Annotated in this window: 24 protein-coding genes and 2 tRNA genes; 11 read left to right on the top strand and 15 right to left on the bottom strand. The window is 53.4% G+C overall.

Going from position 1 to position 22,128, the window contains the following annotated elements:
* Window positions 1-51: 51 nt before the first annotated feature.
* Window positions 52-354 (bottom strand): Lrp/AsnC ligand binding domain-containing protein, encoded by a 303-nt coding sequence (locus MCON_RS15020; protein WP_052297504.1) that lies wholly within the window; start codon window positions 352-354, stop codon window positions 52-54.
* 183 nt (window positions 355-537) lie between these two features.
* Complete coding sequence (locus MCON_RS01325) at window positions 538-1,089, bottom strand: hypothetical protein (protein ID WP_013718252.1); 552 nt, start codon at window positions 1,087-1,089, stop codon at window positions 538-540.
* 565 nt (window positions 1,090-1,654) lie between these two features.
* Here MCON_RS01325 and MCON_RS15015 point away from each other — a divergent pair.
* Window positions 1,655-2,764, top strand: a complete 1,110-nt coding sequence (locus MCON_RS15015) for a DJ-1/PfpI family protein (RefSeq protein ID WP_013718251.1) — start codon at window positions 1,655-1,657, stop codon at window positions 2,762-2,764.
* A gap of 125 nt (window positions 2,765-2,889) precedes the next feature.
* Here the strand turns inward: MCON_RS15015 and budA are convergent, their stop codons facing one another.
* From budA to gatC, 6 genes are all read right to left on the bottom strand, one after another.
* Entirely contained in the window at window positions 2,890-3,693 is an 804-nt protein-coding gene (budA, locus tag MCON_RS01315) for an acetolactate decarboxylase (RefSeq protein WP_013718250.1), read from the bottom strand.
* Window positions 3,694-3,876: 183 nt separating this feature from the next.
* Window positions 3,877-5,031 carry a baeRF10 domain-containing protein gene (locus tag MCON_RS01310; RefSeq protein ID WP_013718249.1) on the bottom strand — a complete coding sequence of 385 codons (1,155 nt, stop codon included), beginning with the start codon at window positions 5,029-5,031 and terminating at the stop codon, window positions 3,877-3,879.
* A 102-nt stretch (window positions 5,032-5,133) separates the two neighbouring features.
* Window positions 5,134-5,331 (bottom strand): hypothetical protein, encoded by a 198-nt coding sequence (locus MCON_RS01305; RefSeq protein WP_048131648.1) that lies wholly within the window; start codon window positions 5,329-5,331, stop codon window positions 5,134-5,136.
* A 349-nt stretch (window positions 5,332-5,680) separates the two neighbouring features.
* On the bottom strand, window positions 5,681-7,096 hold the full coding sequence (gene gatB, locus MCON_RS01300) for an Asp-tRNA(Asn)/Glu-tRNA(Gln) amidotransferase subunit GatB (RefSeq protein WP_013718248.1): 1,416 nt from the start codon (window positions 7,094-7,096) through the stop codon (window positions 5,681-5,683).
* Complete coding sequence (gene gatA / locus MCON_RS01295; RefSeq protein ID WP_013718247.1) at window positions 7,097-8,515, bottom strand: Asp-tRNA(Asn)/Glu-tRNA(Gln) amidotransferase subunit GatA; 1,419 nt, start codon at window positions 8,513-8,515, stop codon at window positions 7,097-7,099.
* A gap of 2 nt (window positions 8,516-8,517) precedes the next feature.
* Window positions 8,518-8,799, bottom strand: a complete 282-nt coding sequence (gene gatC, locus MCON_RS01290; protein WP_013718246.1) for an Asp-tRNA(Asn)/Glu-tRNA(Gln) amidotransferase subunit GatC — start codon at window positions 8,797-8,799, stop codon at window positions 8,518-8,520.
* A gap of 283 nt (window positions 8,800-9,082) precedes the next feature.
* Between gatC and MCON_RS01285 the strand changes: the two genes are divergently transcribed.
* Entirely contained in the window at window positions 9,083-10,423 is a 1,341-nt protein-coding gene (locus MCON_RS01285; RefSeq protein WP_013718245.1) for a phytoene desaturase family protein, read from the top strand.
* 28 nt (window positions 10,424-10,451) lie between these two features.
* On the opposite strand, the gene MCON_RS16805 is transcribed toward MCON_RS01285, so the two are convergent.
* Window positions 10,452-10,580 (bottom strand): hypothetical protein, encoded by a 129-nt coding sequence (locus MCON_RS16805; RefSeq protein ID WP_269798824.1) that lies wholly within the window; start codon window positions 10,578-10,580, stop codon window positions 10,452-10,454.
* A 154-nt stretch (window positions 10,581-10,734) separates the two neighbouring features.
* On the opposite strand from MCON_RS16805, the gene MCON_RS01280 reads away from it, so the two are divergent.
* Window positions 10,735-12,096, top strand: coding sequence for a PQQ-dependent sugar dehydrogenase (locus MCON_RS01280; protein WP_013718244.1), 1,362 nt, complete (start codon window positions 10,735-10,737; stop codon window positions 12,094-12,096).
* 12 nt (window positions 12,097-12,108) lie between these two features.
* Here the strand turns inward: MCON_RS01280 and MCON_RS01275 are convergent, their stop codons facing one another.
* The 3 genes from MCON_RS01275 to MCON_RS01265 all read right to left on the bottom strand — a co-directional run bounded on the left by MCON_RS01275 (window position 12,109) and on the right by MCON_RS01265 (window position 14,164).
* Complete coding sequence (locus tag MCON_RS01275; protein ID WP_232844315.1) at window positions 12,109-13,110, bottom strand: cation diffusion facilitator family transporter; 1,002 nt, start codon at window positions 13,108-13,110, stop codon at window positions 12,109-12,111.
* Window positions 13,111-13,193: 83 nt separating this feature from the next.
* Window positions 13,194-13,472 carry a PspA-associated protein PspAA gene (gene pspAA, locus MCON_RS01270; RefSeq protein WP_013718242.1) on the bottom strand — a complete coding sequence of 93 codons (279 nt, stop codon included), beginning with the start codon at window positions 13,470-13,472 and terminating at the stop codon, window positions 13,194-13,196.
* On the bottom strand, window positions 13,469-14,164 hold the full coding sequence (locus MCON_RS01265; RefSeq protein ID WP_013718241.1) for a PspA/IM30 family protein: 696 nt from the start codon (window positions 14,162-14,164) through the stop codon (window positions 13,469-13,471). Before MCON_RS01265 ends, pspAA begins: the two co-directional genes overlap by 4 nt.
* A gap of 193 nt (window positions 14,165-14,357) precedes the next feature.
* Here MCON_RS01265 and MCON_RS01260 point away from each other — a divergent pair, with 193 nt between their 5' ends.
* The 3 genes from MCON_RS01260 (at window position 14,358) to MCON_RS01250 (ending at window position 16,148) form a co-directional block, all read left to right on the top strand.
* Window positions 14,358-14,588, top strand: coding sequence for a PGF-CTERM sorting domain-containing protein (locus MCON_RS01260; RefSeq protein ID WP_048131647.1), 231 nt, complete (start codon window positions 14,358-14,360; stop codon window positions 14,586-14,588).
* A gap of 257 nt (window positions 14,589-14,845) precedes the next feature.
* On the top strand, window positions 14,846-15,571 hold the full coding sequence (hisA, locus tag MCON_RS01255) for a 1-(5-phosphoribosyl)-5-[(5-phosphoribosylamino)methylideneamino]imidazole-4-carboxamide isomerase (protein WP_013718240.1): 726 nt from the start codon (window positions 14,846-14,848) through the stop codon (window positions 15,569-15,571).
* A gap of 10 nt (window positions 15,572-15,581) precedes the next feature.
* Window positions 15,582-16,148, top strand: a complete 567-nt coding sequence (locus MCON_RS01250) for an imidazoleglycerol-phosphate dehydratase (RefSeq protein ID WP_013718239.1) — start codon at window positions 15,582-15,584, stop codon at window positions 16,146-16,148.
* A gap of 36 nt (window positions 16,149-16,184) precedes the next feature.
* Here the strand turns inward: MCON_RS01250 and surE are convergent, their stop codons facing one another.
* The 3 genes from surE to uppS all read right to left on the bottom strand — a co-directional run bounded on the left by surE (window position 16,185) and on the right by uppS (window position 18,291).
* On the bottom strand, window positions 16,185-16,970 hold the full coding sequence (gene surE, locus MCON_RS01245; RefSeq protein ID WP_048132754.1) for a 5'/3'-nucleotidase SurE: 786 nt from the start codon (window positions 16,968-16,970) through the stop codon (window positions 16,185-16,187).
* Window positions 16,971-17,385: 415 nt separating this feature from the next.
* Window positions 17,386-17,474: transfer RNA gene (locus MCON_RS01240), tRNA-Arg, on the bottom strand.
* A gap of 37 nt (window positions 17,475-17,511) precedes the next feature.
* Window positions 17,512-18,291 carry a polyprenyl diphosphate synthase gene (gene uppS / locus MCON_RS01235; RefSeq protein WP_013718237.1) on the bottom strand — a complete coding sequence of 260 codons (780 nt, stop codon included), beginning with the start codon at window positions 18,289-18,291 and terminating at the stop codon, window positions 17,512-17,514.
* 122 nt (window positions 18,292-18,413) lie between these two features.
* Here uppS and MCON_RS01230 point away from each other — a divergent pair.
* The 5 genes from MCON_RS01230 to MCON_RS01210 all read left to right on the top strand — a co-directional run bounded on the left by MCON_RS01230 (window position 18,414) and on the right by MCON_RS01210 (window position 22,107).
* Window positions 18,414-18,487: transfer RNA gene (locus tag MCON_RS01230), tRNA-Val, on the top strand.
* 179 nt (window positions 18,488-18,666) lie between these two features.
* Window positions 18,667-18,987 (top strand): translation initiation factor eIF-1A, encoded by a 321-nt coding sequence (eif1A, locus tag MCON_RS01225; RefSeq protein ID WP_269798888.1) that lies wholly within the window; start codon window positions 18,667-18,669, stop codon window positions 18,985-18,987.
* A gap of 16 nt (window positions 18,988-19,003) precedes the next feature.
* Window positions 19,004-19,804 (top strand): serine protein kinase RIO, encoded by an 801-nt coding sequence (locus MCON_RS01220; protein WP_013718235.1) that lies wholly within the window; start codon window positions 19,004-19,006, stop codon window positions 19,802-19,804.
* Between the two features lie 22 nt (window positions 19,805-19,826).
* A complete protein-coding gene (locus MCON_RS01215; protein WP_013718234.1) occupies window positions 19,827-20,369 on the top strand; it encodes a KH domain-containing protein in 543 nt (180 codons plus the stop codon).
* Between the two features lie 70 nt (window positions 20,370-20,439).
* Window positions 20,440-22,107: a site-2 protease family protein gene (locus MCON_RS01210; protein WP_157863611.1), complete on the top strand. Its 1,668-nt coding sequence runs from the start codon at window positions 20,440-20,442 to the stop codon at window positions 22,105-22,107.
* Window positions 22,108-22,128: the final 21 nt, after the last annotated feature.

Below are 22,128 nucleotides of genomic sequence, written 5' to 3'. Positions count from 1 at the left end.
AATTGGTATCCACCATCAGGTGAGCAAAGCTCTTCAGAGTTCCGAAGAGCTTTAGGAGCATCCCCGTACTGGGACCTCGAAATCAAAAGATGATTCGTCGATCGGGGCTAACTGCTTTGATGCATCCCTATCTGTGATGAGAACATGGCAGATATTGGTCGCGTCAGGTATACTCCTTACCCCGCCAATCAATCCCTGCAGAGCAGCAACGCTTTTTGCCTGCATTACTACGAAGAACTGGTACTCGCCCAAGATGCGATAGGCTTCTTTTACCCCGCTGACCTTCCTGAGGTCCAGATAAGCCTCGTCCTCATGCCCGCGAACTACCTTTACCATCGCGAAACCAATAACCATTGTGAAACCCCCACCGCTTTAATCAAACTCCGAAATCATTGGAATTCAGTTTATCTTTGCTCCGTTCACCTTTTGTCATTTAACTCCAAAAAGCGGGCCAGGAATTCTGACTCCTGGCCGATCTGATACTCGCTTTTTGAAATTCACCTCGCCATGATCCCTTTGAATGATGGTTTTCCTGCTCTACCTCGGAGCTGCAATATCATTCATAGGACCCATATTCTGGCCCATGCGGGGATTCTGATCGAACGGATTCCGCTTGCCATCCATCATCGACTTGGGAACGATCTTATCGCTCTGTGGATTCTCCGAGTTCTGGCCGCGAGGACCTTCCCTACAATCCGTCATGACCTCAGGACCGATCTTATCATCCTGGCCTGCCTGTGGATTCTTGCAGAACTGATTGGGCTGCTTGCCGTCCATCATGGACTTGGGTGCGCCTCCTTTATTCCGATTCATCCGGCAATCCTGGCATGGATCTTCCCCGCACGAATCTTGCCTGCCATCCATCATCGGCTTGGGGGCAAAGTTACCCTCATAATTATCTGCCATGGCGTTCGTTCGACCCTGCTGCTGGAGATCCGGTGCCTTTTCGCTCATCAGGGACTTCTGACAGGGGGATTCCATCTGCTTTGCACATTCCTTTAGAGCAATTCCATTATCCTGCATTGAAAGGGCTGGGACGATGGAAATACATGCGACCAACAATGCCGCAAATAGTCTAACATATCTCATTCACTATACCTCCACTCAAGATCAACGTCAGCCCTCAGGCTTGAGTTGTCTTGCAGGCAAAGGGAAATCTGAACGATTTAAAAAAGAAGAGCCGGACGAACCGCAAGACACATCGAACGCTGACCCTAATAGCAGACCAATTAGCGTTTTAAAATCAGATTATAGGTTCCTAATGGTTTTATTTCTAATATTATATCACTTTAGCATTTTTATATTGATTAATTGCTCGTAGTTCGATCTAAAAATATAATAAAATCATTCCAGTCCTCTAATTTCGAAATAGAGATCAAAGAGACATTAATAATCTCTCATATATCGTCTTAGGCTCCCGATCCTGCTAACATTAAAATTTCGCCCAATGCTGCCACCTCTGCCTCCATAGCAAGATGCTTTGTTGCTCATCTCCGCCCCGCGCAGCAGGAGGTGATTTGTGCATTCGATTGTAAGATCGATTCTGAGAGTTGATTTGCCTGAAAGGGGGGATTGCATCGTGATATTCCGTATCATCAACCACAGTAATTCAGTTTCGCTAATCTATTTATCCTAATCCATCACTTCATTCAACATGAAAAGCCCATTCCTCACACCACTCATTCTCATATTGCTGGCTGCGATGTCTCCAGCATCTGCACAGACTGCTTCAGATACAGACTACACCTGCTGGCAGTGTCCCGTCTGCGGATATACCGTCATCCTGACGCCGGCCGAGGCTGAGAGCATTGATCCCTACACCCTCTGCCCGAACTGCTATTCCGCATATGCCGGCAACTTCATTCAAGTCTACTGCTCAGGCTATGTTCCCAAGGACGATCAATCCGACGACCCGTATCAGGATAATGAGCAGCCGTATTGGCAAGAAGATGAAATGAACTCGCAGGATTTCGGAGATAACAAAGACTCAGAGGATAGATCGGGCAATGGCCTTGCGCCTGCTCTGGATACAGGCTCAAGCAAAGAGAAGATCCTGATGGTTCTCCCGCCAGATCAGTATCAAGAAGAGGAGCTGAATGTGCCTCGCGACTACTTCCAGAGCATGGGCTACCAGGTTCATCTGGCCAGCAAAGGGGTGAAGACAGCCACCGGAATGAGCGGCGAGAGGACGGAGGTGGATCTGGACCTTGATGAGGTAAAGCTCTCCGATTACATCGCCGTGGTCTTCGTGGGCGGGGAAGGGATCTACTCCCAGGAGCTGAACCGTGACCCGGACTACCAGAAGATCGCCAAATCGGCCAACGCACAAAAGAAAATCGTGGGAGCCATCTGTCTGGGCCCCTGGATCCTGGCGGACGCCGGCCTTCTCAAGGGTAAGAAGGCCACTGCATCTGAGACCGACCATATCAAGTCAAAGGGAGCGATAGTATCAGACGATGCTGTGGTTCAGGACGGAAAGATCATCACTGCTAACGGCCCCTCCGCCTCTCAGGAGTTTGCCGAAGCGGTAGTCGCTGCCCTGCAGGCTTCCTCTCCCACTGATGGCAATTCAGATCAATTGGATAAAACCGAAGCAAACGCAGCTGCATCGAGCAATGCAGCCTCTCAGGCTGCCGCCTGGAGGTGCAAGGTATGCGGATACGTATATGATCCAGCGGAAAATGATGGAGTGGCATTCGAAGATCTGCCAGGCACCTGGAAATGCCCCTGCGGGGCCCCCAAGAGCAAGTTCGTCAGAGTCTGAAGCCAGGAATCTGGCACAAAACGTTTCTTCCTTTTTTGAAGATTGCCAGGAATGTGAGGATCTTCCAATGCTACCAGCTCACACATCACGTAATCATTGATAATAAAAATATTTTGCAAGATCCTCTACTCCCTGGGATTGCTCTCTATCCTCTCCAGCTCTTCCTCCTGGCTATCTGATAGATCTGCCTGATAAAACTGCTTGTTCTCTGGTAGATCCATCTCGAAGCCGGATATGCTGTCCACTTTCGCGCTCGCATCCTCGATCTCCAGGTCCAGGAGATGGCCTCCCGCTTTGCGATCTAAAGTGATGAAGTGCAGGTGGTAGCCGGGAACATTCACCCCTTCGACATAGTCTGGGCATCTGAATCCGACCACTGTTCCCTCAACATCGTGAAACTCGAATATCTCTTGCCCTTTTATAGCTTCTTCGAGAGGCGGATAGGGCTTCTCCTGGGCGGGCACGCTTCTTGTCTTGACATAGTCGAATGTGCCGTCGATCCTGATGGCGTAAAACAGATTATCACTTTCTAGCGAATTGTCCAGATAGCCCTGCAGCTCGCTGAGGTTATATCTTCCCCCCAGGTTTATCGTCTCCTCGGCATCAAAGAATGTGACCACGGAAAAAGGCGTGATCATGCTATCGCTCAAGCTATATGCGACACCATCGGATTTCACCTGGTAGAACCGGCCGTCAACGGCAACCATCTCACCATCAAGGGCCTGCACAGTCCCCAGCCCGAAATCGCCGCGCTCGCCAAGTTCTCCAAAAGTCATTGTGCCATCATATACCCCCTGCATAAGCGCGCCAATGGTCGAGATCTGATACAGGCTGTCGTCCTCCTCAGCCAGCGATCCCTGCGCCATCATCAGAAAGAGGATGGCAATGGCAGCATATGCACGGTCAAAAGCAATTTTTATATCACTCATGAGTTCATCACTCCAATAAACCTCTGAAAAAATAGCTTGTTATCTATATACTTATCTCCAAGATATTAGCTACTCGCTATATTCTTTTTGGTTCGCACTCCTTCTTTTTAGTTCGCCCTCCAGCAGGGGGGATCATGCCCAAAAGGATGAATAAAAACAGGCTATTCGCTGAATAATTCGCCTTCAATAGCGCAGTATTGCCCCCACGCCGCCAATAGACTGCAGGAACTCATCCTCCTCCACGAACTCCACCTCTGCTCCCGTCCTCTGGGCCAGCTCGTAGAGCTCCTCTAAGACGTTCACCTGAGAGGTCCTGCCGCCGCACTGGGGGCAGATCTCGGGCCGAGCCCCCTCCTGGAAGTGCTGGCATTTTTCGCAGATCCAGCCGGGGACCACATAATCGGAGAGCATGACTAAAGTGTTGACCCTGCCATGAGTCAGAGCATCTCTGACCGGATCGATTCCGTAGGAGGAAAGCTGGCCCTTGAGCACATTGGACTTCAGCTCCTCTGCCCTCTTCTTGCTCACCGAGCGCTCGTAATCCAGGGCCACCTGGTCGCCCATCTTCACCAGCTCGCTGGGAACTGTGCCCATGGGGACATCCAGCAGGCCTAATACCCGATCCCTGGCCTGTGGGGGGAGCAATTCCTTGAGCTGGCTTTTCGCCTCACCCGGTCCGGCAAGCACCAGTCCCCTCATCCCCTGCAGGTTATCCAGATTGGCGAGGTCCTCTGCTACCTGGGTGAAGAAGGACTTGATGGCCCCCTTTCGCAAGCGGTCAAAGCGCATCTGGCTCCATCCACCTTTCTTATGCTTGTTCATAAGGTCGATAGAAGAGCGGCTCATCTCTTCCATGATGCGGGAGCGGATGACAAACAATTTGGCCTCCTGAGAGTCGAGCAGCAAAAGGCCCCAGTCCAGGTAGTCGTCCCTGAGCCTGGCCAGGGGAAGGAGAAATGGCGAGGTGTCCAGGACCACTAGAGGCTCCGCCTCCAGTCCCATCCGGTAGACGTGCAGGAATGACTCCGGGCTGGAGGCTAAGATCACCCTTGATCTCTCTCCTTTCCAGGATGGCGATTCTATTGCCTCCTGGGCCAAAGAGACGGTCTTCTGAAAGGATTCTCGAAGTTCGGAGGGAAGGGACTTTTCCATGGCCCTGAACCGGGAGGCGACAAAAGAACGGCTGGCGTCCAGGTCCGCCGTGCTGGCGCTTTTCATATAAATCGATAAATATATGTCCATCTCATCGTATATCTCCGCGAGGGCTCCCAGGTCGATCTCGGTGACCGCAACCAGATTGCCGGGGGAGATGCTGGTGAACTCGGGCTTGGGCTGCATGGTTCGATAAAGGGGGGAATGGTAGAAAAGGCTGTCCCATTTTGGGAGATCTATGTGAACATTTTATTATTCTTTATAAGAAATTATAGTTACTGCTTCAAGTTAAGTTATCTTCACTTTATAGCCCTCAGAAGCACAACTTTGAATGTCGTCCAGGATCTCATAGTCATGGATCTCGATGACACGATTCCTGGATTTGTCGCCCTCGGCCGCCTTCTGTGACCCGAAGCTCTCCTTAAATACTCTATTCAGCAGCAAGAGGCCAGCCGCACTCAATGTCAACCCCAGTAGCATTGCCATTTTAATTCCTATATTGAGGATCCAGGATATAAGTAATTAACTCTTCTCCCAACTGAAAAACCGTGGAAAAATGGTATCATTAGATGGAAAACTGGGCCAACAGAATAGAGAGGTCGTGAATCAATTATGGGTTGGTATTTAGGCCTGCCGCAGAATTAGGCCTTATTGAATGCTGATTTGCCCAGAATGTCCTCTCTCGGGCGTGTCCGAGAAACCGCAATCGTTAATCGAGTTCCAGAACTTCAACCTATTTTAGGATCACGACCGAATAGAGAAGAAGGAAAGAAAAAAGAGATGACCCTGAGATTTTCCTCCATGCCTTGCTCTCCTCCCTCCTCTGACCATCGCCCTAAAGCTTGTCCACCTGGGCCCGGACCAGATTATGTACCTCGCCAGGGCTGGCCTTGCCCCTGGTCTTTTTCATCACCTGACCCACGATATAGTTCAGGGCCCTCTCGCTTCCCGCTTTATAGTCCGCGACGGCCGCGCTGCACTCCGCCACCGCCTCCGCAACCGCTCGTGCCACCACATCATCCTCCGCCCGGCCCAGGCCGCGGGATTTGATGATCTCCTGGGGCGAGCTGCCTTTCTTATCCAGCAGGTCGCGGATGACCTCCACCGCCCCGTGCTCGGTAATCTTATTCTCGCCGAGCAGCTGCACAATCTCCACCATATGCTCCGGGCTGAAGCTCTCTATCCCCAGATCGCGGTAGTTCAATTCCCCCTTGAGGACATCGGCGATCCAGACCGCGGCCATCCTGGGCGAGGCCCGGGCAGCCACGAACTCATAGAAGTCGGCCAACCGGATCTCCGTGGTCAATGACTTGGCGTGGTCATCGGCCAGGCTGTACTGCCGGACGAACCTCTCCCTCTTCGAGTCCGGCAGCTCAGGCAGAGCCTCCCTTATGGCAGGAACCCAGGAGGCGATGCGCAGGGTCACCAGATCGCACTCGGGGAAGTAGCGGTAATCGTGCGCCCCCACCTTGCTGCGGATGGAGACGGTGATGTTGCGCAATTCATCGAAGTGTCGGGTTTCCTGCACCACCTTGATGTTCCGCCGGGCCAGGTTCCTCTGGCGGGTGATCTCATAGGAGAGGGCCTTCTCCACTCCCTTAAATCCAGAGATGTTCTTGACCTCGGAGCGGTCGCCGCCCTTCAAAGAGATGTTGGCATCCACCCTCATCGCCCCCTCCAGGGAACCGTCAAAGACGTCCAGGTACTCGAGAATGCTCTTCAACTTATCGAGAAACGCCCGCGCCTCCTTGGGTGAATGCAGATCGGGCTCAGTCACCACCTCTAAGAGAGGCATGCCGCAGCGGTTGTAGTCCACCATGGTGTACTTCGCCTTATCAATGGTCCCGGCATGCACCAGCCTTCCCGGGTCCTCCTCCATATGAGCCCGATTGATGCGTATATTCCTCTCCTGGTCGTCGTCGCCCAGGATCATGATATGGCCGCCTGTCGCCAGAGGATAGTCGTACTGGCTGATCTGGAAGCCCTTGGGCAGATCCGGGTAGTAGTAATTCTTGCGGTAAAAGAGGGTCTCCTCCTCGATCTTGCAGTTCAGGGCCAATCCCACTTTTATGCCGCTCTCCACTGCTTTGCGGTTGATCACCGGCAAAGAGCCGGGCAGGCCCAGGCAGACCGGGCAGGTATGGCTGTTGGGCTCGGAATTATGATATTTAGTCGAGCAGCCGCAGAACATCTTCGACTCCAGCCGGTTGAGCTGAACATGAATCTCCAGGCCGATGATGACATCCTCCATCTAGACCACCTCCTCCGGCGTCCTCTCATGGTACGGCGTCGCCGCCTCAAAAGCCTGTGCCGCCTGCAGAACTGCCGCCTCGCCGAAGTGCGGGCCTATAAGCTGCAGGCCGATAGGAAGCTGGCCAGCAAATCCGCAGGGCAGGGATATCGCCGGAACTCCTGCCAGGTTGATGGGCACGGTGAATATGTCCGCTTTGTAAAGAGAGAGAGGATCGTTTATCCGCTCGCCGATCCTGAAAGCGGGAATGGGCATGGTCGGGCTGGCGAGGAGATCGACCTGTTTGAAGGCCTGCAGGAAATCCTCTTTGATAAGGGTCCTCACCTTCAGCGCCTTGAGATAGTAGCGGCCATAGTATCCTGCGGACAGAGCATAGGTCCCCAGGAGTATGCGCCTTTTCACCTCAGGACCGAAGCCCTTGCTGCGAATCTCGGAGAAGGTGGTATGCCAGTCCCGGTCCTCCCCAGCCTGGCGCAGCCCATAGCGCAGGCCATCAAAGCGGGCCAGATTGGAGGAGGCCTCACTCATGGCGATCACATAATAGGCGGCCAGAGCATACTGGGTATGGGGGAGGCTCACCTCCTGCCAGCTCGCTCCCAGGCCCTCCAGGACGGATATCGCATCCCAGACCGACTTCTCTACTTTTTCATTCACCCCTTCCCCGAAGTACTCCTTGGGTATGCCTATCTTCATGCCATAGATCCCCCGGTCCAGGTCGGGCAGATAGCTGCTCTTCTCCGCTGAGGTCGAGTCCCGCCAGTCATGCCCGGCGATGACCTCCAAGAGGAGTGCGGTATCCTTTACCGTACGGGTCAGAGGCCCGATCTGCTCTAAGGAGTTGGCATAAGCGATCAGTCCATAACGCGATACCAGGCCGTAGGTGGGCTTCAGGCCGACGATGCCGCAGAACGATGCCGGACAGCGCACCGATCCGCCCGTATCCGAGCCCAGGGAACAAGGAGCCTCGCCACCAGCAACGCAAGCAGCGCTTCCCCCGCTGGAGCCGCCCGGAACGCAATCGATATCCCAGGGGTTTCTGGTCGGACCGAAGGCGCTGGTCTCAGTGGAGGTCCCCATGGCGAACTCGTCCATATTGGTCTTGCCCATGATTATGGCCCCCTCTGCCCGCAAACGCTCGATCACATGGGCATCATATGGCGGGATGTATCCCTGCAGAATCCTGGAGCTGCAGTTGCTCTCAATTCCCTTGGTCGATATGCACTCCTTGATGGCGATGGGAACTCCGGCCAGGAGCCCCTTCCCCGGATTTTGATCAAAGCTTTTTGCCTCTCTCAAAGCCGTTTCCCTGGCCAGGGTGGTAAAGGCATTGAGCTTACCCCTCTCGATCCTCTCATAAAGCTGGGAGAGATACTCCTCTGCCGATCCGGCCAGGAGGGTTGCCTTAAGCTCGGACAGCATAATCACACTATCCTTGGGCTCTTGAAGTAGCCATTTTCGCGTCGCGGCGCATTAAAAAGCGCCTCATCCTGAGTGAGAGAGCCTCTGGCTATATCCTCTCTGAAGATATTGGCAAGGTCAACCACCCGGTAGGTGGGCTCCACTCCCTCTGTGTCCACCAGATCCAGTTGATGGAAGTACTCCAGAATGGAGTTGAACTGCTCCACCAACTCATCCTTCTCCTCTTCTTCGATCTTGATGCTGGCAAGCCAGCTGATGTGCTCCACATCTTCTCTGGTGATCATGTCATCCCACACATATAACCTACTAGATTCGGCAGCTAGATTCGGCATTCTAATATAGCGACTTTTGCCCACTGAGCCATGCTGATTGCCCGCAAGCGAAAGGTTGTTGTGCCATTTTCCGCTATCTCTTTTGTCTTCAGGCCCAAGATCACCTTATTGGATATAAATGCTCTTTTATCAGCAGCACTGCGATATCCCTCCTTCTGGAGGCCTGCGGGCCAAAAGGCTTAAGCATCCTGATACAATAAGATGGGAAGCGATATCAAAAATTGGATAATGATCTATGAAAAAGAATGATGTTGTGGTTATTGGTTCAGGGATCAGCGGCTTATTGACTGCACTTGCCCTTTCCCGGGAAGGAAAGAAAGTGCTGATTTTGGAGAAAGAGGACTGTATCGGCGGGGTCTGCAGGTCTTATGAGGTGGACGGCTATCGCCTGGACACCGGCCCTCATGCCATAACCAGGTTAAAGAGCGGTCCGCTCAAGGTGCTGATGGACAGGTACTTCAGGGTTGTTCCTCAGTTTGCTCCCTTTGGAAAGTACTACGTGCGAATCGGGGACGAGGTCAAGCCTTTCCCCTGGAGCATCAACTCCTGGCTCACATTCAGCCTGATTCCCATGACTGACAGGCTGCTATTGATGAGGGCGCTCTTCAATACCCTATACCTCTTGAACTCAGGCAAGGACTTCTCCAATATACCCCTATCCGCCGTCCTTCCCAATGCACTATCAAGCACCACCAGGAGATTTTTGGACTGGCTGTGCTACTTTATGGTGGGCACATCAGCGGATAACGCTCCCATATCCCGGTTCATTGACAACAAGATCCACAATACCCATTCCGTGCCCTATGTGGGAAAGCTGTACGACCTGTTCATAACCGATGGGGCCAAAGACCAGGGATACCCAAAGGGCGGACTCCAATCCATAATCAACTCCGTCACCTCCTCATTTCCTGAGGGCAGGGTGAAGATAATCACAAATGAGAGGGTCGTGAAGATCGAGGGCATAAGGCGTGAAGATCAGGTGTTCCGGGCGGATCAGGTGATCACCAATCGGGATAGCTACGAATGCGATACCGTCGTTTACTCGGGATTCTCTTCCAGACTGCCGGATCTAGTCGATGACCTGCCTTCTGAATACACCGAGAACCTCTCCTCGATCAAGAAGGTAAAGTCCCTGACCATATGGCTGGGCCTGACCAAGAGGCTGTTCCTGAATTACGGCTCGGAAATGTGGGTGGACTCGGATCCATATGCCTGGGTGGTTCCCACCACCAACTACGATCCCACATTGGCGCCAAAAGGCAATCATCTCGTAGGCTTCGCATTTACCCTGGATGGCGAGTATGATATGGCGAAGATAAAGAAGAAAGCCTTTCAATCAATCGTCCAGAAGGTTCCGCATATCGAGGATCATATCGATATGATTCACTACCAGGAGCTGATACCAGAGAAAGCATCCTGGGGATTGAACCTGGGATTCGGGGACGTGAGAACCCCGGTGAAAAACCTTTATTGCGTGGGAACTGACACCGAGAAAAGAAGCGCAGGGGTCAACCGCTCGGCATACTCCGTTCTGAAGTGCCTGGATCTCATGAGATCGGACGGAGTGCTGCATTAGAGTCATCTGATGCTTCGTCATTGCTCCTTTACTCTAGCCTTTCCTCTGAGCATAGCCCCCGGATCAATCCCGCTTTTCCAGACGGCACTCCTAATCCCTTTCGATCTCCTCTTTTCTGGACGTGTGCATCGAACGATCCTCTCTCCAGCAGATCCATCTGCTGAGCATAAATATATAAGTATTTAGAGCCTTAAAATAGATGTTCGGAATTCAAACCGCCTGCTTTTAGCTCAGGGGAAAACCAAAGCGCATTCTGAGCCGATCGGATGGCAGGAGAGTATTTGAAAGATATTCGAAAGGAATGATCGGAAATGAAAAATTATAAAACACCTTCCACCCTGATTCTGTTGACGCTTTTGGTCGGCATCACAGGTTGCATTGGCAATGAGACCGATCCCTCCACCGGCACAGGCGAGGCGTCACTCACCGCCCTGGAAAATAAGAGTCCTCCCACCTTGGGGCTGGAGCTGATAGCCACCGGCCTGACTGCGCCTGTGCAGTATATCAGCTCAGACGACGGCCGGATGTTCGCCGTCGATCAGACGGGGATGGTTGAGGTCTTCGATGAAGATGGCCGGATGCAGGAGGGCCCCTTCATGGATCTTCGCGACCGGATGGTCGATCTATCCCCGGGCTACGATGAACGGGGGCTGCTTGGGATGGCGTTTCATCCCGATTTTGTAAAGAACGGCCGAGTATTCGTATTCTACAGCGTCCCTCTGCGATCTGGAGCTCCGGAAGGCTACAGCTGCACCAACCGTCTATCTCTTTTCACAGTATCTGAGGACGATCCCGATGCAGTCGATATGAGCAGAGAGAGGGTCATCTTCCAGATCGACAAGCCCCAGATGAACCATAACGGCGGGGCCATCACCTTCGGCCCGGACGGCTATCTGTACCTGCCTTTGGGCGATGGCGGCGGGGCAAATGATCAGGGGCCTGGCCACTCCGAGGGAGGAAACGCTCAGGATACCTCAAGCTTATTTGGCAAGATTCTGAGAATCGATGTGGATTCGGCGGCTGATGGCTACGCCATTCCTCTGGACAACCCATTCATCAATGACTCCGCTTATCTCCCTGAGATCTGGATTTTGGGCCTGAGAAATCCCTATGGCATCGCCTTTGACTCACAGGGGCGCTTGTTCGTTGCTGATGCCGGCCAGAACCTCTGGGAGGAGGTGGACCTGGTGGAAAAGGGAGGAAACTACGGCTGGAACATCCGGGAGGGGACTCATTGCTTCGATCCGGAGAGCCCGAACGACTCGCCCGCCAGCTGCCCGGAGGTAGGGGCTAAAGGGGAGCCGCTCATAGATCCCATAATCGAGTATGATCATGACAACCATACCGTGGTCGTGGGCGGGTACCTATATGAGGGCCAGGATCTGACCGATCTCGTTGGCAGCTACCTCTTCGCCGACTGGTCCAGCAACTTCGATCAAGGGGATGGCAGGCTCTACCTGGCCCGGCAGGAAGCATCAGATGAAGGGCTCTGGAAAGCGGAGGAGATATCGATCGCCGGCCGTCCGGATGGAAGGATTGGAGAGTTCATCCGCGCCTTTGGGCGAGACGGGGAGGGCGAGATCTACCTCCTGACGTCAGAAGTTCTGGGCCCCTCAGGAGATAGCGGGAAGATCTATAAGCTGGTTAGAGCTGAAGAGCAGGCGCCGGCCTGAGAACGGCAGCTCTCAGCTTTTTCTGACCATATCCTCTGGCCCTGCCCCCTCCCTCTGCATTGCCCCATCTTCACCCTCATCGCCCAGACGTAACGCTTCGCTGCCCTGTCCGCAGCTCTCATGTTCAAGCTGGATGGTGGTATGCTCTATTCCGAAGAGATCATGCAGGATTCCTTTGATCTCCTCCATTATCGCCTCCCCCTGTGAGATCATCTGGTCCTCGATCACCGCATGGGCGCTGAGTATGACATGGGCAGAGCACACCCCCCAGACGTGCAGGTCATGGACCTGGAGCACACCGGGAACGCTGCCGATGGCCCGGGATACATCCTCAAGGTTGATACATGCAGGAACACCCTCCATCATGATACGAAATGAGTCCTTTATGAGCCGGTAGGAGCTGGCGAATATTATCAGGCTGATTATGATGCTGGCTATGGGATCGGCCTGGGTCCAGCCAGTCTGCCAGATGATGATTCCTGCCACTATGACGCCCAGAGAGGCGGCAGCGTCCCCCAGCACATGAAGCCTCGCTGACCTGATATTGAGATCCTCGGAGTGATGGGGGCCGTGATCATGGCGGTGGAGGTGGCCGCCTCCCAGGATGTAGGCCACAATCAGGTTCACTATCAGGCCGAAGGTTGCCAGCAAGAGAAGGTCAAGCCCCTTCACTGGTGCCGGCACTAAGAGCCTTTTGTATGCCTCTACCAGTATCCCCAGGGAGACGAATCCTAGCGTCAGTCCATTGGCCAGAGATGCTATCACCTCAAAGCGGTGAAAACCGTAGCTGTATCGCTCGTCCGCCGGCATGGTTGAGAGGCGGATGGCCAGCCAGCTGAGAAGGATGGCGAATATGTCCAGGAAGACATGAGCGGCATCTGAGAGCAGGGCCAGGCTGCCGGTCCACCAGCTGCCTATGGCCTCCACTATGAGGATGGTGCAGGTGAGGAGGATGGCGAGGAGAAAGCGTCGCTCGACCGTTTTTATCTCATGGTTCTTCATCTTCCCTGGCACCAGGATGTTATTGCCAAATCCGATCCAGATAAGCCTTTACCAATAAAAAGTATTTGCAGCTTGATGCCGCGCAGGCGCTGTCTTCATCCTTCGATAAGACCGTCATTGCAGAAGATATTCCTTGCCTCCTGGAAGGAGAGATCTGCGGGAGGGACTATGATGTCCGAAGGAATGACCTCCTGGACGCTTATGGGCTTCCCCAGCTCTTTGACCATGGAGATCATTCTGACCAGCTCCTGGCAAAAGCCATCTTGATCGCCATTCTTCACATGATCCACTATCTGATTGTCAATTTTATTCAGATCGCCCAGATTGCTGTCATCAAAGCGGAACTGACCCTCTCCCAGGATTCTGATAATCATTTATTCATCTCCGCCTTCAATCTGGCCATCTCATCATCTACGGTGTTCTTGGCCTTGACCCGTGCCAATTCACTCTCGATCTCATCCCCTCCCGAGTAGTCGGTGAGAGTTCCGGATTCCAGGAGCTCATCCAAAGCAGCAGAGCGGGCTTTCATATCCTCAGTCTTCTCTTCTGCTCTCTGAACCGCCAGGCCTACATCCGCCATCTCCTCGCTTATACCGGTCACGGACTCGGTGATCTTGACCTGAGCATCGGCGGCAGTATACTGGGCTTTGATGGTCTCCTTCTTGGTGCGGAAGGCCTCCACCTTGGTGGCCAGGCGGGTTTCGGCTGCCTGCAGCTTCTGCTGCTGATTATTCAGTTCATTTATCTCCCCTTCCAGGGTATTCAGCTGGGCCTGCATCAAGGCCTTGCTCTCCAGGGCCTTTCTCGCCAGGTCCTCCCGGCTGGCAGAAATGGCCTCCTTTGCCTGGCCATCAAGCTTATCGATGTTCATCTGAAGCTTGGCCTTCTGCAATTCAAGCCTCTTCTTGGAGGTGGTCACCTCTGCCACCCCTCTCTTGACATTCTGCAATAGCTGCAGTTGCTTTTCATAAGAGACCTCAAGGACCTCTCTGGGATCCTCTATCCTGTTCATGATCTTATTCATCTTTGCCTGCACGACAGCGCTCATCCGCTCTAAGAAGCCCATATAGATCCTCCTTCAGCCTATCTGTTATCCACCGTTTTCTTGATTGGATGCAAATTACATATACCAATGTCATTTTTGATATTTATAGGCTCTCGTGCAACGGATGCCATTTATGCTGCAATTGTGCAAAGGATGTGGCTAAAAGGGAAAGGATGAATTACGATGAAATAGGTTTGAATCCGGAGGTGAATAGATGAGAAAGTCCATATTAGCTCTTCTTTTGGCCCTCTTCGCCATCATGGCATTGGCAGCACCGATCTATGCCGAGGATGATGATGACGATGAGGATGATGAGGAAGAGAACGAGGCTTCCAGCGAGAGCGAAAGCGACTCTGATGAGAAGAGCACTCCGGGATTCGGATTTGCATTTGCAGTGGCAGGCACGCTGGCAGGAGCTCGCTTAATCAGATCTAAAATCCATTGAGGTCGTTTGATATCGATCGCTCGAGATCAATTGATCTAATCTTTTTTTCGGCTCCTCGCTATTTGATTTGTGAATTTGAATCAGAAATTCTCTGTGTCTCTGTTCCTCTGTGGTGAACCGCGATGCAATGACCCAACCACAGAAACACAGAGGAACAAAAGGCCATATTCTGCCTGAACTCACCCCCATAATTCAGCGAAGAGCCTTTTTTCCAACCATCGAAACGGTTAAGGTCTATTCGATGCCAATTGGCCATCATGAGTTTTTCATTCTTTCCTGCAGTGGACCTGCGAGGCGGCAAATGCGTGCAGCTGGTGGGAGGAGTACCAGGAACTGAGGTAGTGGCCCTGGACAATCCCCTCGCCCAGGCAGAGCGCTGGATCGACGAAGGCGCTGACCACCTGCACATCATCGACCTGGACGGGGCGATTCAGGGCAAGAGGGCGAACGCTTCCATCCTCGCTCAGATCGTAAAGGAGCTGGACGTCTATATCCAGGTAGGGGGGGGCATTCGGTCAGAAGAGGAAGCGAGGGATGTTCTCCGCCTGGGCGTAGATAGGGTGATCCTGGGAACTGCCGCCCTGAAAGATCCCGATATGATCGCCCAATTGGCTGAGGAGCACGGTCGGGAGAGAATTATGGTGGCCCTGGATGTCAAGCGAGGGGATGTCACCACCGAGGGCTGGCAGAAGACCTTAGGCAAGAGGGCGATGGAGCTGGGCAGATTGTTCGAGGATAAGGGGGCGGGGTCCATCCTCTTCACGAACATCGATGTTGAAGGCAGGGAGCGAGGAATCGATATCCAGCCTACACGAGAGCTGGTGGCAGCCCTCAGAATACCGGTTGTCGCTGCCGGCGGGGTCACCTCCATCGATGACGTCCTCGCCCTGAGGGATGCTGGGGCTGCAGGAGCCGTGGCCGGGACGGCCATTTACACCGGAAAATTGAGCGTCTCAGCTACTCTGCAGGCCCTGCGAAGATAGGTGATGGTAAATGGCGAAAAGAAATGGAAGAGGATTGGGATTATTCAGAGATTGTAGGGCCCAGGCCACAGTTAACCTGGACGGATCAGGCCAGGCAAAAGCCGCCTCCGGATCGGGATTTCTTGATCATATGCTGCTCGCCCTGGCCCGCACGGCAAATATTGACCTGGTGGCGGAATCAGAGGAGGGCTTGTGGAGAGCCCAGACATTAGGAAGGGCCATCGGCCTTGCCCTGGATGATGCTCTGGGAGACAGGAGCGGAATATGCCGTTACGGCTCGGCCTCGGTTCCCATGGACGAGTCTTTAGCGGACGTGGCTCTGGACTTCAGGGGGCGGCCCTATCTGATCGTCTCCGGAGAGTTTCGGGGAGAGAGGATCGGGGACTTCGAGGCCATGCTCCTTGAACCCTTCCTGGAAGAGCTCTTTAATGCAGCCGGGATGACGGTTCATATCCGCTTCTACGGGGAGAACGATCATCATAAGATGGAATGCATCTTCAAGGCCCTGGGCCTGGCCGTTCGCCTGGCGGCGGCAAAGGGTGGAGCGGGCATCCCCAGCACCAAAGGAGTAATCTGAGGGTAGATCGGAGGTAAATCTGAGGTCAGATAGAGATCAAAATAGTTTCTCTATCTCTTTCAGATCGATTCTGGCCGTGGAATCCAGGCTGAGGGGGGTTAAGGATACCAGCTTGTCCTGATAGATGGTCTGCACGTCAGTCCCCTCCTCGTCGCAGCATATCAGCTCCCCATCAATCCAGTAGTAAGGCCGGCCACGGGGGTCAAAACGCTCCTGCACAGCCGTCTTGAAGATCTTCTTAGCCAGGCGGGTCACTTTTATCTCCGTCTCCTCGCTGGCACCGACTGGGACATTCAGGTTTAAGAGATCCACTCCTTCAGGAAGGCCGTGCTCTAAGACCCGGGTCGCTACTCGGCGCAGAAATAGAGCTGCCACATCAAAGCTGTGCTTGGCTCCATGATGCATATCGAACTTGTCGCCCTGATCAACGGCCTGAATTGAGGCAGCAATGGCGGGAATGCCGTAGCTAGCAGCCTCCAGAGCCGCTCCGATGGTCCCGCTCGTGGTAACGGTATCGGTGCTGATGTTCTCTCCCACATTGATTCCCGAGATGACCAGATCAGGCATCTCCTTAAGGATGGCGAAGATGCCAATGATGACCGAATCCACCGGCGTTCCAGTGACCGCATAGGCTTTAAAGCCGTTCAGGTTCACCTCTGCGAAGCGAAGCGGCTCAAAGACGGATATAGATCTTCCCACGCCGCTCTTCTGTCCCGAAGGCGCGGCTACCGTCACCTCCCCCAGGCCTCGAACGCTCTTTGCCGCCGCCTCGAGACCGGAGGCATAAACGCCATCATCGTTGCTGACCAGTATGCGATGCATCGATTGAGCCTTGAGCATCCTATCGGTATTAAACTATCCCCCAAACCGGATAAATCGCGATATGCCCACTGGACGTGGCCGTCTTCATGACACCAATGTGGGCTGCCAACTGGAAAGCCATGGGCAGGAGGGGTCGGCCTAGCGCAGAAATAGAGATATGCAGTCGATGCTGAAGGGAAGCGGCCTGACCAGGGTGGCCAGGATTGACACTGGCCTCTCTTGAGAAGGGCTTTGATGAGAGCGTCGAAGACTTTGCCAGGCAGTTTGGACTGAAGAAGATCCAGCTTGAAGGAGGAACGGCGGTAGCGGAGAGGAGCTAGCAGCAGACTAATAGGCAATTAATGAAGTGCTGGGCAATGCACGGAGATCGAGATGCTTCATGCCAAAGCTAAATTTCTGCGCAGGATAAATATCACGTCCCGACCGGGATTCGAACCCGGGTTGAAGGCTCTCTGCGCGAAAATGCTCCGCAGGCCTCCGGGATATCCACTACCCCATCGGGACTAGAACACCTCTGATGGCATGCTTCAGGTTATTAAGCTTATTGGCATGATGCCCTGGTTTGTGCAGTCCTGATGGCCCGCAGAAAGTCGATCTTCCTGAACTCCGGCCAAAAAGGAGCGCAAAAGTAGGCGGCGCACTCATTGCCATTGGCCTGCCAGGGAAGGAAGTTCGATGTGCGAAAGTCCCCCGCCGTCCTGATGATCAGATCCACCTTGGGAACGGAAATGCCGTCCTGGGGATAGAGATGCTGGGCGATGATGGTCTCATCGAGATCCTTAGATCTGATCCTTCCCTCCTCCACCAGGTGGGCTAAGGAGCGTGCGGCATCCACCAGCTCCCTCTGACCTCCGTAAGCCAGGGCCACATTCAGATACATCTTCTTGTAATCCTTCGTGGCCTCCTCAGTCAATCGGATCTCCTCCTGCAGATCATCGGGAAGCATCTCCAACCGACCGATGGCTCGCACCCGAACTCTATTGAAATGGATTTTCTTTGAATTTCTCAGCTCATTGAACTTTTTCTTTATCAAATCAAAGATATAGCGCTTCTCCGAATCCTCCCGGCTGAAGTTCTCTGTGGAAAAAGCATAAAGGGTGAGATGCCGAACCCCCACCTCCAGGCACCAGTCTGACACCCTCTCCGAGGTCTCAGCGCCAAGGCTATGGCCAAGAGTCTTGGCGAGGCCCTTCTGCCTGGCATACCTGCGGTTTCCATCCTGAATTATCGCTATATGCTCCACCGGTGACCCTGCCAGGATCTGAGACTTGAGCCGCCTCTCATACAAAAGATAAACAGGATTTCTGAAGATTTGACTCATTTATTTAATTAAGCTCGCGAATAGATATTTAAATAATTCCTTGTCACGAGCCCAAAACTGGCCAAGGGATTTTTCCTCTAGGGCAAGATACTAATATCTGATGCCTTACTTCCTTACTTCGAGGGCCTGTGGTCTAGCTGGTTATGACATCGCCTTCACACGGCGGGGATCACGCGTTCGAATCGCGTCGGGCCCATTAGGATTCGGATCGACACAAGCTTTAACTATTTAAGCGTCATTTTCGACTGAGGTGGTGCGGCAAGTTGCTCTGGCGATTCTGGCTGCAAATGAGCCAGATAGCGATTCAACGCCGCTCAGGATCTCATCGATCCGGCATCTAATCTAAAATCTGCAATTATTATTTGAGGTGATAAGCTGTACAATAGAGGTCATGGTGGGGAGGAAGGAGCAGTAATAACCAGAGTTCGCCTCCCTCGCAAACAGGATAGAGAGATATTCGGTCATGTAGAAAGCCTGCTTGGCTCCAATCGCATCAAGGTCAGGGGCATTGACGGCGTAACCAGGATGGCCCGCATACCGGGAAAGATGAAGAAGAGGATCTGGATACGAGAGGGCGACGTGGTCATAATCATCCCTTGGGAGTTCCAGAATGAGAAGGCTGACGTGGTCTGGAGATACACCGGCCCTCAAGTGGACTGGCTGCAGCGCAAAGGTTTTCTGAAGGGCTCTTCATAAGCCGGATAGACAAATCATGAGCAGGCGCAGCAAGGATGAGGATTTTGATACTCGTATTGATGTTCTTCGTACCAGAATCAAGGACTCCGATGACCTGAATGTCCAGGACGCTGTCTTTGACAAGCGAACCCTGATGGACCTGTACAGCCTGGCAAGCAAAGGGGTCATAGATGCCCTGGGAGGTTCCATCTGCACCGGAAAAGAGGCGAATATATTCCGGGCTCTGGTGGGCAGCAGAGAGCTTGCCCTTAAGATCTATCGCATTTCTACCAGCAACTTCAATGTGATGCAGGATTACCTGCATGGCGATCCCAGATTTGGAAGCGTCAAGGGCACGAAAAGAGCTATTGTCGCCGCCTGGACCCGCAAGGAGTATCGCAATCTCATGCGTGCGGAGGAAGTGGGTGTGCGGGTACCCCATCCCATCACCATGAAGGAGAATATTCTGGTTATGGATCTGATCGGCAAGGGAGATTATGTCGCACCACCCCTAAAGGATGTCGAGCTGGACTCTGCAGAGGCCGAGCAAATCTACCAGAAGATCGTCGAATATATATCCCTGCTCTGCAATCAGGCCGGTCTGGTTCATGCCGACCTGAGCGAGTTTAATATCCTATACGATGATGGCGAGCCGGTGATAATAGATATGGGACAATCGGTCACCCTGGACCATCCCATGGCCAGAAAGTTCCTGGAGCGAGACATCTCCAATATAGTTCATTACTTCCAGAAAAAGTACTCCATTGGCTCATCCGAGGAGATCTATGCCAGGATCCAGAAGGATGGAGCTGAAAAGGCAAAAAAGGAGAGTAGCTGATCAAGATAAAAGGAGGCTGACAATGGATATAAAGATCCCAGAAGAACGTATAGGAGTGTTGGTGGGACCTAACGGCTCCATGAAACACTTCATAGAAGAGAAGACAAAGACCTCTCTGGAGATAGACAGCGATACAGGCACAATTTCTGTCACATCCGCAGAAGATCCATTGCAGGTATTGAGGGTCATGGACCTGGTGAAGGCGATTGGCAGAGGATTTTCGCCGGAGAGAGCGCTGGCGATCCTGGACGACGAGATGCTGATGCTCGATGTGCTGGACATATCCAAGACAGCAGGCACCAGGAGCGATATGGAACGGTTGAAGGGACGCATCATCGGCAAGGATGGAAGGTCGAGGGAGATAATGGAGCGGCTCTCGGGCACCAAGGTCTCCGTCTACGGCAAGACGGTGGCCATACTCGGCTACCCCGAGCAGATCAGAGTGGCACGCGCAGCGATAGAGATGCTCCTGGATGGCGCGCCACATGGTAATGTATACAGCTTCCTGGAGAGGAAGCATGAGGATCTGGCCAAGATGGAACTTGAGGAACAGGGATTGCTCTAAAGCCCTCGTCTCAACTTATATACATGATGCCAGACATATAACACCGAATTGACCTGATGAGGCTGGAGTTTTGAGCTTCGATTTACAGCTAGAATTCGCAGATTGGATGCTTATCGCAGCGGCGCTGATAGGCCTGTATTCCATCCTCCTTTTGCCCTTGAGAGATAGCGAGGCATGGAAGAAGAGAGGTGTGACTGTGGGAGGGATATCAGGAATACCCCTCCTCATATTCCTGCGGACAACCAAAGGATTGAAGCTGCTCGACCAGCTGAGCCGCCCCAAGTGGATATGGAGAACGGCGGTAACTATCGGAATTCCTCTGGTGATCCTGAGTATGGCCACATTCTTGATCCTCGTATTGCTCATGACCTACCTGATGATTCTCTCTCCACCCGAGCCCAGCAGCTACAATGCACCCAGAAATATCCTGCTCATCCCCGGTCTGAACGAGTATATCCCCTTTTTATGGGGCTGGATCGCCCTATTCGTCACCATGCTGGTGCATGAGTTCGCCCATGGCATCCTATCCCGAGTGGAAGGGGTCAGGGTCAAGTCCATGGGCATAGTAACCCTGCTCGTTGCCCCAATAGCTGCTTTTGTTGAGCCGGATGAGGAGGATCTCTTCGGCACAAAGAACAAGCCGTCCCTGGTGAACAGGGCCGCCAGGATCAGGATTCTCTCCGCCGGGGTCATAGCCAACTTCATGGTGGCCGCGCTGGCCATGGCCCTCTTCTTTGGGCCGGTTCTGGGCTCCATATCCCCTGTTGACCGGCTGATTGCGGTGGGTGTCCAGGAGGATTCAATAGCGGAGGAGGCAGGCTTTGAGAGCGGCATGGTCCTGCTTCAGGTGAATGGAGAGAATGCGATAAAGATAGAGGAGCTTTACAGCAATCTGGGCAGCACCATGGTGGAGATGGAGGTCTTGCACAACGGCCAAAAGGAGATCTTCAACCTCCCCGGCCAGGCGGCAAGGGGAATCATGGTTGCCTCCATCTTCCCGGACTCTCCCGCCGATTCCGTCGGCCTGCCTGCGGGCAGCGTGATCTCCAGGATCGACGGCAAGGAGGTGGTGGATGTTGAGGGCTTCAGAAGGGAGATGAACCTCACCCGACCCGGTCAGATCATCACCATCACCACCGGAAGTGGCAAGAGCTACCAGGTCAACCTCACCTCCGCTGCTGGCCAGGGAGAGGAGGAGCAGAATGAGGAGTCGGATGCTGCGGGAACGGGCTTTATCGGCATTGAAATGTCAGGGAACGCCATCTATGCGGGTGGTGTGGCATTCCAGGAAGCTCCTGCCAGCGAGTTCCTCGGGATCCTGAAGACCATTCCAAAGAGAGGCGTAGAGGGTTTCGCCTACATGCTCAACCTGCCCTTTTCAGGAATTCCCGGATTCACCCAGAAGGGATTTCCCGGATTCAGCGGTTGGCTGACTGCGGTCTACGAACCGGTTGGTTGGGCGGAGCCCCTGGGTGAGAGGTTCTTTTGGATAGCGAACCTCCTCCTCTGGATAGGCTGGATCAACCTTTATGCCGGCCTCTTCAATTGCCTTCCTGCCGGTCCCCTGGATGGAGGTCATATCTTCAGAGATCTGGTCCAAACGGGCTTTGAGCGGCTGGTTCCGCCCGAGAAGGCGGAGAAGCTCACCAGAACTGCAGTCGCCATTTTCACCTGGGTGATTCTGACCAGCCTGCTAATAAGCATCATCGCGCCGTTTACCCATAGTATATCGATCTGATAACTGGAGGTTTGGAGCAGC

It is taken from the genome of Methanothrix soehngenii GP6 (genome assembly GCF_000204415.1).
Classification (GTDB): domain Archaea; phylum Halobacteriota; class Methanosarcinia; order Methanotrichales; family Methanotrichaceae; genus Methanothrix; species Methanothrix soehngenii.
Note: the sequence above shows the minus strand (reverse complement) of the source record. Positions and strands in the feature narration are given on the sequence as shown.

Bases quoted from the DNA above. Each gene is read 5' to 3' on its own strand.
- MCON_RS15020 (WP_052297504.1), bottom strand. From the start codon at position 354: ATGGTTATTGGTTTCGCGATGGTAAAGGTAGTTCGCGGGCATGAGGAC.
- MCON_RS01325 (WP_013718252.1), bottom strand. From the start codon at position 1,089: ATGAGATATGTTAGACTATTTGCGGCATTGTTGGTCGCATGTATTTCC.
- MCON_RS15015 (WP_013718251.1), top strand. From the start codon at position 1,655: ATGAAAAGCCCATTCCTCACACCACTCATTCTCATATTGCTGGCTGCG.
- budA (WP_013718250.1), bottom strand. From the start codon at position 3,693: ATGAGTGATATAAAAATTGCTTTTGACCGTGCATATGCTGCCATTGCC.
- MCON_RS01310 (WP_013718249.1), bottom strand. From the start codon at position 5,031: ATGCAGCCCAAGCCCGAGTTCACCAGCATCTCCCCCGGCAATCTGGTT.
- MCON_RS01305 (WP_048131648.1), bottom strand. From the start codon at position 5,331: ATGGCAATGCTACTGGGGTTGACATTGAGTGCGGCTGGCCTCTTGCTG.
- gatB (WP_013718248.1), bottom strand. From the start codon at position 7,096: ATGGAGGATGTCATCATCGGCCTGGAGATTCATGTTCAGCTCAACCGG.
- gatA (WP_013718247.1), bottom strand. From the start codon at position 8,515: ATGCTGTCCGAGCTTAAGGCAACCCTCCTGGCCGGATCGGCAGAGGAG.
- gatC (WP_013718246.1), bottom strand. From the start codon at position 8,799: ATGATCACCAGAGAAGATGTGGAGCACATCAGCTGGCTTGCCAGCATC.
- MCON_RS01285 (WP_013718245.1), top strand. From the start codon at position 9,083: ATGAAAAAGAATGATGTTGTGGTTATTGGTTCAGGGATCAGCGGCTTA.
- MCON_RS16805 (WP_269798824.1), bottom strand. From the start codon at position 10,580: ATGGATCTGCTGGAGAGAGGATCGTTCGATGCACACGTCCAGAAAAGA.
- MCON_RS01280 (WP_013718244.1), top strand. From the start codon at position 10,735: ATGAAAAATTATAAAACACCTTCCACCCTGATTCTGTTGACGCTTTTG.
- pspAA (WP_013718242.1), bottom strand. From the start codon at position 13,472: ATGATTATCAGAATCCTGGGAGAGGGTCAGTTCCGCTTTGATGACAGC.
- MCON_RS01265 (WP_013718241.1), bottom strand. From the start codon at position 14,164: ATGGGCTTCTTAGAGCGGATGAGCGCTGTCGTGCAGGCAAAGATGAAT.
- MCON_RS01260 (WP_048131647.1), top strand. From the start codon at position 14,358: ATGAGAAAGTCCATATTAGCTCTTCTTTTGGCCCTCTTCGCCATCATG.
- hisA (WP_013718240.1), top strand. From the start codon at position 14,846: ATGAGTTTTTCATTCTTTCCTGCAGTGGACCTGCGAGGCGGCAAATGC.
- MCON_RS01250 (WP_013718239.1), top strand. From the start codon at position 15,582: ATGGCGAAAAGAAATGGAAGAGGATTGGGATTATTCAGAGATTGTAGG.
- surE (WP_048132754.1), bottom strand. From the start codon at position 16,970: ATGCATCGCATACTGGTCAGCAACGATGATGGCGTTTATGCCTCCGGT.
- uppS (WP_013718237.1), bottom strand. From the start codon at position 18,291: ATGAGTCAAATCTTCAGAAATCCTGTTTATCTTTTGTATGAGAGGCGG.
- MCON_RS01220 (WP_013718235.1), top strand. From the start codon at position 19,004: ATGAGCAGGCGCAGCAAGGATGAGGATTTTGATACTCGTATTGATGTT.
- MCON_RS01215 (WP_013718234.1), top strand. From the start codon at position 19,827: ATGGATATAAAGATCCCAGAAGAACGTATAGGAGTGTTGGTGGGACCT.